We start from the raw sequence: 13,978 nt of genomic DNA, 5'->3' as shown, positions 1-13,978 counted from the left end.
GCACCAGCGCCGCAATCCGAACGGTTCATTCGCGATCCTGCCTCTTGGGCCCGCCCGCCCGATCCTGCATAGTCACTGCCAATCAGAAAATAACGGGGAGGCAGGAATGGGTTATGTGACAACGGATGACGGGATCTCGCTCTATTGCGAGACGACCGGTGAGGGAACGCCTGTCGTCTTCGTGCATGAATTCGCCGGGGATCACCGGAGCTGGGAGCCCCAGGTCCGGGCGCTGTCCCGCTACTACACCTGCATCACCTACAGCGCCCGCGGCTATCCGCCGTCGGACGTGCCGGAAGATGTCGCTCGCTATTCGCAAGCCCGGGCGCGGGACGATATCAAGGCCGTGTTGGATGCCAATGATATCGAGGCGGCGCATATTGTCGGCCTCTCCATGGGCGGCTTCGCCACCCTGCATTTCGGCCTCGCCTATCCCGATCGCGCCCTGTCCCTGGTTGTCGCGGGCTGCGGCTATGGCGCCGATCCGGACCGGCGGGACGATTTCAAGAAACAGTCGAACCTGCTCGCGGACAGGATCGAGGGCGAGGGCATGGACAAGGTCGCCCCCGTCTACGCCCTGGAGCCGGCCCGGGTGCAGTTGCAGAACAAGGACCCGCGCGGCTGGGCCGAGTTCGCGGCCCAGCTCGGCGAGCATTCCGCGAAAGGCTCCGCCAACACCCTGCGCGGCGTGCAGGCAAACAGGCCGTCGCTCTACGAACTGCAGGAGCAGATGGCGGCGCTGACCGTGCCGACCCTGATCGTGAACGGGGACGAGGACGAGAGCTGCCTTGAGCCGGGCCTGCTGATGAAGCGCACCATCCCGTCCGCCGGGCACGCCATGTTCCCGAATACGGGCCACACCCTGAATATTGAGGAGCCGGCCCTGTTCAACCGCACCATTCTCGACTTCTTCCACGAGGTCGAGGCCGGCCGCTGGGGCCTGCGCGACCCGCGCTCTCTCAAGGGCGGCACGCTTGGCCGCTGAAGAATTGGGCCGCTGAAGAACTGGGCCGCTAACACACCGGAGAGACGCCATGACCGACCTCCCCATCATCGAGCTTCGCCGCATCGAGGCGAGCGTGATCAAGCCGCTCTACGAGGAGATGGTGGCGGAGGTCGGCAAGCCGGCGGCGCAGAAGATCCTCGGCAACGCCATCCGCAAGGCCGCCATCGCCCAGGCCCGGACCTTCGCCGACCGCGACGGCCCGGACCGCGACATGCGCAGCTTCCAGGCGCTCTACAGCCTCTGGACCCATGGCGGGGCGCTGGAGACGGAGGAGCTGGAGCGGACGGAGGAGAGCTTCCACTTCAACGTCACCCGCTGCCGCTATGCCGAGATGTACAAGGAAATGGGCCTCGGGGAGATCGGCCACCTCTTGTCCTGCAACCGGGACGGCAGCTTCTGCGAGGGCTATTCGGACAAGATCACGATGCAGCGCGGCCAGACCATCATGGGCGGGGCGAGCCATTGCGATTTTCGCTATCGGTATGAGGGGGAGTAAGCTGCCCCCCTCGACGCAGCCTGCAAATCTTGGTCCCGTATCTATGGTTGGCGATAGAGTGCTGTCCGTATTGAATAACGAATCTGGATCATCGTTCAGGCGCGTTTTACTGGACCGGACCGACCATGGATGTACACCCGAGCCTGCCACGAGCCAGGGAAATCAGGGACCGCGCGCAAACCGCAGCAGTGCGCGAGCTGCTCTCATACTGGATGGCAATTCATCCCGGCGACCGGATCCCGGCCCGGGCCGATTTTGATCCGCTGGCAGTCCCGAAAACCCTGCCAAATCTCGTGCTGACCGACGTCGAGCGGGAACCCTACCGCTTCCGGGTGCGTCTCATGGGGACGGGGATCGTACAGGCCAGGGCGAGGATTTCACCGGCAGGTATCTCGACGAGGTCTGGCCCGATGCAGGCGAGCAACTTATCGTGCGCGACAGGGTCGCGGTCGTCGAGAAGGGCTTGCCGAACTACAGGTACGGGGTGTCTCCGACAAAGTTCAGGCTGGATTTCGCTGCGCTCGAGCGCGTGTTCCTGCCCTTCGCATCAAACGGAGAGGATGTTGATATGATCCTGAGTGTCGTTGTGTACGAGCAACCGAATCCGCGGAGGGATGAGTAGACGGCGGACCCGCCGAGCGCGGCCGCGGGACCGGGTCAGACGGCGCCTCCGTTCCCGCGCAGAACGTCCTGAACAGCATCGGCTGTTGGAATAATTTCTTATTAAATTAATCCCATACTGGTTTTATAATGCCAAGGTTGACCGCCGCCGGAACCAACCTTGGATGTTTCTCTGTGGGGAAAGACAGATTGAAGCGGCAGTCCCGCTACACTGAGCAGATCCTGGAAGTGATCGATGACCTGGCCGAGGCCATCGCGATCTACGATGCGCAGGACAGGCTGATCTTCTACAACCGCGCCTTCCTGAAAATAAACCCGCGGGCCGAGGAATTCGTTGAGCAGGGCATGACCTACGAGGCCGGCCTGCGCATGAATGTCGCGCTCGGCAAGGTAATCGAGGCGCAGGGCCGGGAAGAGGAATTCATCCGAGAGCGGGTTGAGGCGCACCGGAACCCGACCGCCGACATCACCGTGCGCGATTACGTGGATGGCAGCCGCCTGCTGGTCAAGGAGGCGAAGACCGCGAGCGGCGGCATCGCACTCTGTATCACCGTTGCCACCAATCTCCGCAAGGCGGAGGAAACACTCCGGCAGCACGAGATCGAGCTCACCCGCTCGAAGGCAGAGATCGAGACGGCCCTGGAGGAGAACCAGCGCCTCAGCCGCTCCCTTGCCGAAAAGGTCAGGGAGCTGGAAGTTCTGGCCGTAACGGATCCGCTGACCGGGCTCTACAACCGGATCAAGCTGGATGAGGAGATCGGCCGGGAAATCGACCGTGCGCTCCGCTACGGCAATGCGTTCGGCGTGATCATGATGGACATCGACCATTTCAAGCAGGTCAACGACATGTTTGGCCACCAGACCGGCGACCGCGTGCTGGAGGAAGTGGCGCGGGTCCTGACGGAAACTTCCCGTCCGACCGACATCGTCGGCCGCTGGGGCGGCGAGGAGTTCCTGGTGGTCTGCCCGGAGACGGACATGCCGGGGCTGACGGCGAAGGCCGAGCGCTTCCGCCGGGCGCTCGAGGCCTACACGTTCCCGGGGGTCGGGCAGAAGACCTCCAGCTTCGGCATCGCCGCCTACCAGCCCGGCCAGGACGCGAAGGACCTGCTTTCCCGTGCCGATGCGGCGCTCTATCGCGCGAAGGAGTCCGGCCGCAACAGGGTTGTTCAGGCGGCTTGAAGGGGGCAGGGGGCTTGCCGGTTAAATCGGTGTCCCCCTAAATCGACCGGGACAGCGCCGCTTCCAGGCGCTCTGCAGCCTCTGGACCCATGGCGAGGCGCTGGAGACGGAGGAGCTGGAGCGGACGGAAGACAGCTTCTGTGAGGGGTACTCGGACAAGATCACAATGGAACGCGGCCAGACCATCATGAGCGCGGCGAGCCATTGCGATTTCAGGTACCGGTATGAGGGGGATGAAACCGGCTGAACCCGGTCTTGTGTCCCCGTAAGCGCTAAATTTCCCGGAATTCAGAAATGTCCGATCCAGTCCGCCTGTCCCTGATCCACGCAACGCCGTTCGCCATAGCCCCGATAGAGACGGCGTTCCGGGAGGCATGGCCGGAGGCCGAGATCCGCTCGCTGCTGGACGAGGCTCTTTCGGTCGACCGCGCGAAGGAGGCGACCCTGACGCCCGCGCTGGCGGGCCGGATCGTCGCGCTCGCGCGCTATGCCGAGGGAACGGGACCGGCCGGAATCCTCTTCACCTGTTCGGCCTTCGGCGAGGCGATCGAAGAGGCCGCGCGCACATCGCCGCTGCCGGTCCTAAAGCCGAACGAAGCCATGTTTGAGGAGGCCTTCGGCCACGGCCCCCGTGTTGCGATGATCTACACCTTCCCGGCGGCGGTCGGGGGCATGGCAGAGGAATTTCGCGAAGAGGCGGCGCGGCGGAAGTCGGATGCGTGCCTGACGACAGTGTTCGCCGAGGGGGCGCGGGAGGCGCTGGCTGGCGGCGACGCCGAAACCCACAACTGCCTCATCGCCGAGGCGGTCGCCCGCACGAAAGACGCGGATGTCTTCCTGCTGGCCCACTTCTCCATGGCCCCTGCCGCCCCGGCCTGCCGGGCGGTGACCGACCGGCCGGTGCTGAGCGCTCCGGAAGCGGCGGTGCGGAAGATGAAGGCGTTGGTTGAGGTGCGGGAGCGGTTCGGCTGACGGGCTTTTCGTGGAATGAGCCGGGTGAGGGGATACGAGACTTGGGCTTTTGGACTGTGAATTAAGTCGTGTGTCCCCTTAATTCTTTCCTTAATTCTTTAATTCTAGTTCGCATCACTATGTTTGCTGAAATAATTAGCTGGAAGAAATTTCCTTCCACCAATCATAAAGTGGCGTAAAACGCTAGAGTACTTCTGGTGGTCGATTTCAACAGCGTTCCTTCCTAGGTGTGGGAGCCCAATACAACATTCTCCTCTACCCCAATCTACCATCAGTGAGGGTAGGGGGCCCCAACCGCTTTTTCTCAAATTACCGACTAGTGCTCGCCTGATTCCATTCGTAAGGATATCTACGGCTTCTAAACCGGGTTCCGGTTCGCTTGAGAAACGAAGATCTTCAGTAAAAATTGGGCGAAGCAAAACTGCTTCTCCCCTCGATTGCTTTTGAGCATGAGCCTTGAGATATTTCGGAAGCTCTGATTCAAGATGCTTTTGGAAGGAGTAGTTTCCTCCCTCAATTTTGAAGAAAGACTCAGATCGTAGTGATCTAGATTGGATCATAGGCATCACCGTCTTATGCCAAAATATTTCCCAGTTCGTCGCTTTCTGTTTGTTTTTTCCGTCGATAGCCCAGTGGTACTCAGAAAGTTCGCGAGGTCGGTGAAATGCAAAATAGTTTGTGCTCAAATTTAATGTCCGAACGATCGCATCGTTTAAAGTAGCGAGTTGTACATACTGGGGCATAGACATGATTTCTACTTGGTGTCGGAGCTTCCAGAGATCTTCAATCATTCGCGGGTGGTGCTTTTTTGATAGGTGAATTGTTATTCCTTTAGCTTGTCCGCTTCTGTGGGACTCGAGTTCCTCCAGAGAGTGGAGGGAGAGATCGATAGCCGAAGAAAAGAACAGGCATCCAGTTTTTCGCAGAACGTCAATTGTACTGGATACTTGCCTTTCGGTTAGCGTCTTGCCTTTTACTTCGCCGCGCAGCTTTGGGAGGTTTTGCCGATGTCGTCTGAATAGGCGCTCAAACCTGACCATGTTTGTGCTTGGTACTACTAAAATTCCAACAGTCGAAATCAAAGCGTCCGCGTCGGTACGGTGAGTAAAAGTGCCAGATTCATCTATGAAAAAATGCATGTATCGTATCTTTTATAGTTTTGGATAAGACTATGGGTGAAAAGGGGACACGAAACCAGTCTACTGCAGGCGCGGGAGAAAAGGGGACACGGGGTGAAAAGGGGACACGAAACCTTTCTCCTGCAGGCGGGAGGTCAGTCACGTGTCCCTTGAGCGGCTTGAATGGTCTTATTCCGTTGCGACCATGCCGCGCGCGATGACCAGCAGATCGTCGGCATATTGGTAGGCGCCGGCCTTGCAGCGCTCGGCGGCGAGCTCAAGCAGGCTTTCGAAGGCTGTTCCGGCTTTCGGACCGAGGGCAGGATTTCCCTCGCGGGCTTCCTGCGTATCCCTGATCGCGGCCTCACAGGTTTTCAGGCTGGTGATTGTCGTCGGGTTTTTTCCGGCGGCATATGCGGTTCCGCCGAGCGCGACGGCGAGAGCGGTCGTGACGATGAGCAATCTCGTTAAAGACAACATCATGTTTCCCTCATGGCGTCCGTGACATTTCCTGAACACGTGACGTGCTCTTGAGATAATCCGTTGAACGCGGAAAATAAGGGGTGTCACCGGCACCGTACGAAAGATTTCGGACCTTCTCCGGGCCGCACGGCGCCGCCAGGTCGGACACCATTCCCGACAATTGCATGCCGGCATGTCGCAATCAGTCGCGTTGGCAGGCGTAATCCGGACAACGTCTTCAAATCATTACCCTTAAATTGGCAGGCTGGATCCTGTCGCCGAAAGAGTCCGGCTCGCCAAAAGAGCCGTTCATCTGTTGCCCGGCACCAGGGAGGAGGGCGCGATTGCGTCAAGGAGTCCGAGGAAGCACCCATGAAGCAAATCTCGCTTTCGCGCCGTCTCAGGCGCACCCCGTTCAGCGATGGAGTTGAGGCCGCCGGCGTGAAGGCCTACACCGTCTACAATCACATGCTGCTGCCGACGGTCTTTCACTCCCTGGAGGAGGACTATCGTCATCTGAAACAGGCCGTGCAGGTATGGGACGTCGCCTGCGAGCGTCAGGTCGAGATCCGCGGCCCGGATGCCGGCAAGCTCGTCCAGATGCTGACCCCGCGCAGCCTGACGCGGATGCTCCCCGGACAATGCTACTACGTGCCCATCGTCGACGAGACCGGCGGCATGCTGAACGACCCGGTCGCGGTGAAGCTGGCGGAGGACCGCTGGTGGATCTCCATAGCCGACAGCGATTTGCTCTACTGGGTCAAGGGCATCGCCTATGGCTACCGGCTGGATGTCCTGGTGGACGAGCCCGACATCTCGCCGCTTGCCGTGCAGGGGCCGAAGGCGGAGGACCTGATGTGCGCGATTTTCGGAGAGCATATCCGGTCTCTCCGGTTTTTCCGGTTCAGTCTCTTCAGTTTCCACGGCCGGGACCTGGTGATTGCCCGCTCCGGCTATTCGAAACAGGGCGGTTTCGAGATCTATGTCGATGGCAGCGATATCGGCATGCCGCTCTGGCATGCGCTTATGGAAGCCGGCAAGTCGATGGATGTCCGGGCCGGATGTCCGAACCAGATCGAACGGATCGAGAGCGGCCTGCTGTCCTACGGCAATGACATGACCGACGACAACACGCCCCATGAATGCGGTCTCGGCCGTTTCTGCAATACCGAGTCAGCGATCGGCTGTATCGGCCGGGACGCGCTCCTCAGGGTCGCCAGCGAGGGGCCGGTGAAACAGGTGCGCGCCATCGCCATCGACGGCCCGCCCGTGCCGGCATGCGATCGTCACTGGCCGATCCTGGTGAAGGGCAAGCGCGTGGGCCGGGTTTCGTCAGCGGTCTGGTCCCCCGATTTCAAGACCAACGTTGCGATCGGAATGGTAAAAGTGACCCACTGGGATCCGGGAACGGCGGTGACGGTCGAAACCCCGGAGGGGTTACGAGACGCGGCGGTTCAGGACGGATTCTGGAATTGAGCAGGGGCGGGGAATTAAGCCGACATACTTCTTCGTTCACCAAGGCGAAATAAGGGGCGGCACGAGATACTTCCCGTCTTCAGACGGCTCGGGAATGTGGTCATTCCGGATATCGTGATTTAACGCATCGAAAAATTCGAATATGATGATTTGAGCCGGTCCCATTCATGCGGATCGGAAAAATCGGCTGCTGCCGACCCTCGACTTTGGACGGTGGCGCCAAAATGTTGGGAGGTAACAATGCGTGCTTTTGCTCTTATTCTGTCGGTTCTCAGCCTCGCGGTCATTCTCGCGACACCGGCGGACGCAAATCAACGGTATGGCAAGCAGAAGGTCGTATATCACATCAATTACGATGGTGGCGATGCGGACAAGAAATACCGCGGCGCCATGCGCAACATCCAGAACCACATCAACGCGGTCGGCGCGGAGAACATGGAGATCAAGGTGGTCCTGCATGGCAACGGTGTCGGTCTGCTGAAAAGCGCGGCCTCGAACCAGCAGGTGCAGAGCGGTGTCACCAGCCTGAGAGCGCAGCAGGTCTCGTTTCATGTCTGCAACAACACCCTGAAGGGCAGAAAGATCAGTTACGAGAACGATCTCTTCGAAGTCTTCGAAGACGACATCGTTCCGAGCGGCGTGGCCGAACTGTCCCATCTTCAGCAGCAGGGTTATACCTACATCAAGCCTTGATCTGAATTCCGCCAATTCAGGGGGCGCGCGACTCAATTCTGACACCGGTTTTGAGGTAAACCGTGCGCAGGAATGGAGTCGTGTGTCCCCCAATCCTCCGTGTGTCCCCCAATCCTCCTCCCTTTCTTCCCAACCAGCTCCGTCGAAACCTTCCGCCCGAACAGCCGCTCCCCATTCCGGTACGCGATCATCCGCGTGACGTACCAAGCGCTTCAGGTTTCGGCGTCAGCCGCACCTTCCTGCTCTGCGATGACCAGGAACTCGCTATCGGCGAGCGGCCGGTGCCGGGAGGCGCCGGCGCGCTGGCTGCGGGTGAGGATGCGGCCGACCTGCTCGGGTGTCGCCTTCAGGCCGTATTCCGCCAGTTTCTGGAGGACGGCGCCGGAATCACTCCACTTCCCGATGACCAGCTCTGCGGTCCGGCCGACGACTTCCGGCTCGAACGGGAAGGCGAAGCGGCGTTCGTCCGCCGCGGTGAACGCAGTGATGGCGCGCCATTGCTCGTACCGGAACGCGCCTTTACCGACGATCGGCTTGTAATAGTCGATCGGCAGGCCGCTGATGCGCTCGACGAGCTGGCACACCTCCGGCAGCCGGTCCAGCTGCAGGCCCGTCTCGGCGCCGTAGATCATCTTTAGCGCCGACGCGACGGACTCCATGGCGGCGTTTCCGGCCCGATAGCCGATCCCGTTGATCGAGACCTGAAGCACATCGGCGCCGCCCTCGTAGCCGCCAAGCACGTTGGCGACGGCCAGGCCGAAATCGTTGTGGCAATGCACTTCGACTTTCAGGCCCGTCTGTTCCTTCAGATGGCTGACCAGGAAGCGGATCGCGGCGGGCCGGGCGATGCCCTGGCTGTCGACAACGGTGACGTAGCTCGCGCCTTCCGCCTCAGCGGCCTTGGCGGCGCGCGTGATGTGCTCCAGATCGGCGCGGGTGGTCTCCGGCATGAACAGGTTCACGACACAGCCCGCCGCCCGGGCCGCGCGGACCTCCCCGATCATCTTTGCGAACTGCGCCTCGCGGCTGGTCTTGAAGACGTGGCGCTGCATCTCGTCGCCGATATGGTACCAGACCATGACATGCCGCACGCCGAGCTCAAGCGCCTTCTCGACCCGTCCCGGCTGCCAGGTGACCCAGAAATCCATGCCGAGATCCCGGCGCATGATTTCGCGAATGACTTCCTGCCAGCCCGGAACCGTCAGGAAAATTTCGGTGCGCTTGATGCCGAGCCGGGCCAGGGCCTCGGCGATTTGCACCTTGTCCGCCGTGGTGAACGCGAGATCGGCCGATTCCTCGCCGTCGCGGAGTGTCAGGTCGTGCAGTTCGACCGGGCGGGGCGGTACGGCGATCGCCGGATCGAAATTATGCCGGCTGGTGGCCCAGCGGGGACCGTTCCAGGGTTCACCCTCAGTATTATCTCGCTCGTTCGACATGAACATCCCTCCTTTTTACTCTCAGGTCTTCCTGGCCTGTTTCGGCAGCGTTTGCGGCACATTTTGAACAATGGCGGCTACCGCGTCCCGATCTGTTCCATCGAGATCTCCCGCCCGAACAGCCGCTCCGCATTCTGGTAGGCGATCTTCCGCGCCACATCCTCGGGCAGTCTGGCGAGCCAGGCCCTGTTTGAGTCCATGATGGATGTATAGTTCTCCCATTGGCCATTGATCCAGGTGTCGCTGCCCACCATCAGCCGGTCCTGGAAGGCGAAGATGATCTTTTCCCATTCCGGGTCGAGCTGCCCGTCATATCCGAGAATGGCGTGCTCCTTGAGGGATGTGTCTGCAACCAGTTCCGGGAATTCCTCCATCAATGCGAAGACACCGGCGGCAGACTCGCCGAGACCGGCATGGGCCCATATGATTTTGACATCCGGGTCGAGGCTATAAAGCCACTTGATGGGGGCTGAGTCGGAATGGACATGAAGGTATATGTCCCTGGCTTTCGCCAGGCCGATCACGGTGCGGAAGAACGGCTCGTCGGATATGTCCAGCCTGTGTATGTGAAATTCCCCGATCCCTTCATGGGGGTAGGTTTCCAGGCGCTCTGCCAGATAATCGCCCATGCCCGATGACTTGGACCAGTTCGACGAGCCTGCAGTGCCGTGATAGGGGCGCAACTCCGGGACAATCCGGTTGGGGGCATATTCCCACAGCATGATGGTGCCCTCGTCGGGCGTCGAGGAGACGAGCGCCATGGCAACACCGTTCCGGTCCATCAGCTCGACGATGCTCTCGACGGGGAACTGCCGCCATGCGGGCTCCTTGTAATGCATGTGCGCATCGAAGAGCGGCAGCTCGTTAACGGCGTCTCCGATCGGCTTCTTGTCATGCGCGCGCGCCGGTGCGGGGCCGAGCAGGGAGATGAGCCCAATGGCCAGTCCGATGGCAAGTATGGTGGATGAAAGGCGGCTCACAGCATTCTCCTCTCGGGCGATCCGTGCCGGCGATGTCCGGCCGGTGTTGCTTCAAGAGTATACGCCGCGTTCGTCTGGTCCACCTGTTCGTGCCCGGGCAGGGGCTCTTTTGTTCGGGAGCTGATCAAGAAGGTGCGGGTCTTGCGCTTCGCCAGGTTTCACGTCCGGAATCGACCAAGGTCTGCCGCTTCAGCCGCACGCGGGGTTTCCTGTCAGTGTTTGAACAGCCCCGCGGTCTCAAGTTCCCCGATTTTGGCTATGACGTCATCAACCGCGATACCGTCCATCAGATGCGTCACCGATGCAGGATCGCTGCGCAGCCGGGCCATCAGGGTATCGGCGCTGTCCGGGGTGCGAACGACAAAACCGTTGTCACCCCAGGGCCGGTAATGCTGATCCTTGGTCGGGCCGAACAGGCCGACGGTCGGGATGCCGGAGGCGGCTGCGAGATGCATCATGGCCGAATCGTTGGCCACCATCAGGCGGCATTTTTTCAGCAGCTCGTGGGTCGAGAGAACGTCCAGCCCGAAGGCGTCGATTACCGGTCCTGCGCCCTGGTTTTGTAGCAGCGTCGCCCCGGCTTCCCGCTCGTCGGGGCCGCCGACGAGCACGATCTCCGTGCCCCGACCGAAGGCTTCCATCTGCCGGATGCGGTCCGCCAGCGCCGCGAAACGGTCCGCGGGCCAAGTCTTGCCGGCCCAGTTGGCGCCGACGGCGAGCGCGACGGGGGTCTGCGCCCCGGCAAGCAGCTTTTCCGCCGCCTCCCGGTGCTCTGGCGCGGTCCAGACCTTTGGTTCCAGCGACGGCTCGCCGAACATCGAGGCGTTCAGCTCGACCCGGTGCCGCCCGGTACGGTCCTTCGGGACGCTGTAGCGTTTACCGGCCAGCAGCAGCCACGGCATGGCGGAGCGGCGCAGATCGACGACGACGCGCCACTTCCGGGGTGCCATGGCCCGCCAGAGCTGCCACCAATGCCCGTGATGGCGCTGCTTCCTGATGATGTGCAGCGCCTCCAGGTTGGGTACCTCGCCGAACACCTTCGATGCCGGGCCGCCGCAGGCGATGGTGATGCCGTCCTCGGGATATTTTTCGTGCAGCCAGGCGAGAATCCCGGTCGAGAGGATCGCGTCGCCGATCCGTGTGGAGGTGATGAACAATATCGACATCGGGTCTCTCTGGTTTCTGTCCTGTCGCGGTATCCAGGCCAGCTTATTTCGGCATCGAATCCAGCGCGCCCTGCAGGATATAGGCGGCGGCGAGCTGGTCGACCCGCTCTGCGCGCTTCTTGCGGGTCATGTCCGCCTCGATCATTGCCCGCTCGACGGCCATTGTGCTCATCCGCTCGTCGAAAAACGCGACCGGCAGGTCGATGCGCAGGATCAGCTCGCGGGCGAAATCGCGGGTCGACTGGCAGCGCGGGCCTTCAGTGCCGTCCATGTTCAGGGGCAGGCCGATGAGGAAGGCGCCGACATTGCGCTTGGCGACGATCCGGGCCAGCTCCTCGGCATCCTTGGTGAATTTCCGGCGCTGGATGGTGGTGATCGGCGAGGCCACGCTTAGGAATGGGTCGGAGATGGCGATGCCAATGGTCTTGGAGCCGACGTCCAGCCCCAGAATACAGGTGAACTGGCGCATCAATCCTGGCAGGTCGGCAGGGTTGCAGAATGTCATGTCCGGGTGATACCTTCGCCACCGTTTTTGCGGCTCTTTGCTTACTGTAAGGGGCTGCCGCGAAATTCCGAATATCACGGAGAGCCTTATCCGATGTCGCTTGACAAAGCCACTGTCGCGAAAATCGCGCATCTCGCGCGGATCAAGACCGACGACGCGCAACTCGACGCCATGGTCGGGGACCTGAACACCATTCTCGGCTTCGTCGAGCAATTGAGCGAAGTGAATACGGACAATGTCGAGCCGCTGGCAAGCGTCACCGGGCACGGCCTGCCGTTGCGCGCGGACGAAGTCACCGACGGCGCCTATCCCGAGCGGGTCCTGGCCAACGCGCCGGACCGGGCACATGGCTATTACGCGGTTCCGAAGGTGGTCGAATAATGAGCGATCTTCTCTCTCTCAGCCTGACCGAGGCGCGCGACGCGCTGAAGGCGAAAAAGACCTCCTCCGTCGAGCTGACCGAGGCCTATATCGGCGCCATGGAGGCGGGCAAGAGCCTGAACGCCTTCATCACCGAGACGCCGGACAAAGCCCGGGCGATGGCCAAGGCGTCCGACGAAAAGCTGGCCAAGGGTGAAGGCGGGGCCATGGAGGGCCTGCCCATCGGCATCAAGGACCTGTTCTGCACCCAGGGCGTGCTGACCTCGGCCGCGTCCCATATCCTCGACGGCTTCAAGCCGGAGTATGAATCAACGGTGAGCCAGAATCTCTGGAATGCCGGCGGGGTGATGCTCGGCAAACTCAATCTCGACGAGTTCGCCATGGGCTCTGCCAACATCACCAGCCATTACGGCCCGGTCGAAAACCCGTGGCGCCGTACCGGCGGGGGTAACCAGAAATTCGTGCCGGGCGGCTCGTCCGGCGGCTCCGCAGCGGCCGTTTCCGGCCGTCTCGCCATTGCCGCGACCGGCACCGATACCGGCGGCTCCATCCGCCAGCCCGCCAGCTTCTGCGGTATTGTCGGCATCAAGCCGACCTATGGCCGTTGCTCGCGCTGGGGCGTTGTCGCCTTTGCCTCTTCGCTGGATCAGGCCGGCCCGCTGACCCGGACCGTCTCCGACGCCGCCCTGATGCTGGGCGCAATGGCCGGGCACGATCCGAAGGATTCCACTTCGGCCGACCTTGCCGTTCCGGATTTCGAGGCGGCGCTGACCGGCGACATCCGCGGCATGAAGATCGGCATTCCGAAGGAATACCGGGTCGACGGCATGCCGGAAGAAATCGATGCGCTCTGGCAGAAAGGCGCGGCGATGCTGAAGGATGCGGGGGCGGAGATCGTCGATATCTCCCTGCCGCACACCAAATACGCGCTGCCGACCTACTACATCATCGCCCCGGCCGAGGCTTCGTCCAACCTGGCCCGCTATGACGGCGTGCGCTACGGTCTCCGGGTCGATGGCGACAGCCTGAGCGAGATGTACGAGAACACCCGGGCCGAGGGTTTCGGCGACGAGGTGAAGCGCCGCATCCTGATCGGCACCTATGTGCTGTCGGCCGGGTATTACGATGCCTATTACCTGAAGGCACAGAAGGTCCGGGCGCTGATCCAGAAGGATTTCAACGACGCCTACGAACAGGTCGATGCGATCCTGACACCGACCGCGCCGTCGGCGGCCTTTGCCATCGGCGAGAACCAGGACGATCCGATCAAGATGTATTTGAACGACGTCTTCACCGTTCCGGCCAGCCTGGCCGGCCTGCCGGGTATTTCGGTTCCGGTCGGGCTTTCCGGCGACGGCCTGCCGCTCGGCCTGCAGATCCTCGGCAAGGCGTTCGACGAGCAAACCGTCCTCAAGGTCGGCCATGTACTGGAACAGGCGGCGGGCTTCGATGCCCTGCCGGGCTTCCTCGCGGGAGGGAAGTGA

The 13,978-nt window shown here is 61.5% G+C and carries 16 protein-coding genes; 10 read left to right on the top strand and 6 right to left on the bottom strand.

Annotated features, from left to right (window positions below; genetic code table 11):
* Window positions 1-106: 106 nt before the first annotated feature.
* From RH950_RS13915 to RH950_RS13895, 6 genes are all read left to right on the top strand, one after another.
* Complete coding sequence (locus RH950_RS13915; RefSeq protein WP_350057743.1) at window positions 107-985, top strand: alpha/beta fold hydrolase; 879 nt, start codon at window positions 107-109, stop codon at window positions 983-985.
* A gap of 49 nt (window positions 986-1,034) precedes the next feature.
* Complete coding sequence (locus RH950_RS13910) at window positions 1,035-1,502, top strand: L-2-amino-thiazoline-4-carboxylic acid hydrolase (RefSeq protein ID WP_350057741.1); 468 nt, start codon at window positions 1,035-1,037, stop codon at window positions 1,500-1,502.
* 125 nt (window positions 1,503-1,627) lie between these two features.
* Window positions 1,628-2,074, top strand: a complete 447-nt coding sequence (locus tag RH950_RS13905; RefSeq protein WP_350057739.1) for a PAS domain-containing protein — start codon at window positions 1,628-1,630, stop codon at window positions 2,072-2,074.
* 238 nt (window positions 2,075-2,312) lie between these two features.
* Window positions 2,313-3,305: a GGDEF domain-containing protein gene (locus RH950_RS13900; RefSeq protein WP_350057737.1), complete on the top strand. Its 993-nt coding sequence runs from the start codon at window positions 2,313-2,315 to the stop codon at window positions 3,303-3,305.
* 25 nt (window positions 3,306-3,330) lie between these two features.
* Complete coding sequence (locus RH950_RS21005; RefSeq protein WP_502889794.1) at window positions 3,331-3,552, top strand: L-2-amino-thiazoline-4-carboxylic acid hydrolase; 222 nt, start codon at window positions 3,331-3,333, stop codon at window positions 3,550-3,552.
* 47 nt (window positions 3,553-3,599) lie between these two features.
* Window positions 3,600-4,277, top strand: coding sequence for an arylsulfatase (locus RH950_RS13895; protein WP_350057735.1), 678 nt, complete (start codon window positions 3,600-3,602; stop codon window positions 4,275-4,277).
* Window positions 4,278-4,381: 104 nt separating this feature from the next.
* Here RH950_RS13895 and RH950_RS13890 read toward each other — a convergent pair whose 3' ends face one another.
* Both RH950_RS13890 and RH950_RS13885 read right to left on the bottom strand, forming a co-directional pair.
* Window positions 4,382-5,416, bottom strand: a complete 1,035-nt coding sequence (locus RH950_RS13890; RefSeq protein WP_350057733.1) for a hypothetical protein — start codon at window positions 5,414-5,416, stop codon at window positions 4,382-4,384.
* Between the two features lie 168 nt (window positions 5,417-5,584).
* Window positions 5,585-5,875 carry a hypothetical protein gene (locus tag RH950_RS13885; RefSeq protein ID WP_350057731.1) on the bottom strand — a complete coding sequence of 97 codons (291 nt, stop codon included), beginning with the start codon at window positions 5,873-5,875 and terminating at the stop codon, window positions 5,585-5,587.
* 354 nt (window positions 5,876-6,229) lie between these two features.
* On the opposite strand from RH950_RS13885, the gene RH950_RS13880 reads away from it, so the two are divergent.
* A complete protein-coding gene (locus tag RH950_RS13880) occupies window positions 6,230-7,333 on the top strand; it encodes a dimethylsulfoniopropionate demethylase (protein ID WP_350057729.1) in 1,104 nt (367 codons plus the stop codon).
* Window positions 7,334-7,573: 240 nt separating this feature from the next.
* A complete protein-coding gene (locus tag RH950_RS13875; RefSeq protein WP_350057727.1) occupies window positions 7,574-8,026 on the top strand; it encodes a DsrE family protein in 453 nt (150 codons plus the stop codon).
* Window positions 8,027-8,238: 212 nt separating this feature from the next.
* On the opposite strand, the gene RH950_RS13870 is transcribed toward RH950_RS13875, so the two are convergent.
* The 4 genes from RH950_RS13870 to ruvX all read right to left on the bottom strand — a co-directional run bounded on the left by RH950_RS13870 (window position 8,239) and on the right by ruvX (window position 12,113).
* The gene (locus RH950_RS13870; RefSeq protein ID WP_350057725.1) at window positions 8,239-9,462 is read right to left on the bottom strand and encodes a LeuA family protein; all 1,224 of its coding nucleotides are present in this window, start codon (window positions 9,460-9,462) and stop codon (window positions 8,239-8,241) included.
* Window positions 9,463-9,539: 77 nt separating this feature from the next.
* Window positions 9,540-10,442, bottom strand: coding sequence for an amidohydrolase family protein (locus RH950_RS13865; protein ID WP_350057723.1), 903 nt, complete (start codon window positions 10,440-10,442; stop codon window positions 9,540-9,542).
* A gap of 212 nt (window positions 10,443-10,654) precedes the next feature.
* On the bottom strand, window positions 10,655-11,608 hold the full coding sequence (locus tag RH950_RS13860; RefSeq protein WP_350057721.1) for a glycosyltransferase family 9 protein: 954 nt from the start codon (window positions 11,606-11,608) through the stop codon (window positions 10,655-10,657).
* 43 nt (window positions 11,609-11,651) lie between these two features.
* Entirely contained in the window at window positions 11,652-12,113 is a 462-nt protein-coding gene (gene ruvX / locus RH950_RS13855) for a Holliday junction resolvase RuvX (RefSeq protein WP_350057719.1), read from the bottom strand.
* 93 nt (window positions 12,114-12,206) lie between these two features.
* Between ruvX and gatC the strand changes: the two genes are divergently transcribed.
* Window positions 12,207-12,494, top strand: coding sequence for an Asp-tRNA(Asn)/Glu-tRNA(Gln) amidotransferase subunit GatC (gene gatC / locus RH950_RS13850; RefSeq protein ID WP_350057717.1), 288 nt, complete (start codon window positions 12,207-12,209; stop codon window positions 12,492-12,494).
* Complete coding sequence (gene gatA, locus RH950_RS13845) at window positions 12,494-13,978, top strand: Asp-tRNA(Asn)/Glu-tRNA(Gln) amidotransferase subunit GatA (protein WP_350057715.1); 1,485 nt, start codon at window positions 12,494-12,496, stop codon at window positions 13,976-13,978. Before gatC ends, gatA begins: the two co-directional genes overlap by 1 nt.

This window comes from Nisaea sp. (assembly GCF_040217065.1).
Classification (GTDB): domain Bacteria; phylum Pseudomonadota; class Alphaproteobacteria; order Thalassobaculales; family Thalassobaculaceae; genus Nisaea.
Note: the sequence above shows the minus strand (reverse complement) of the source record. Positions and strands in the feature narration are given on the sequence as shown.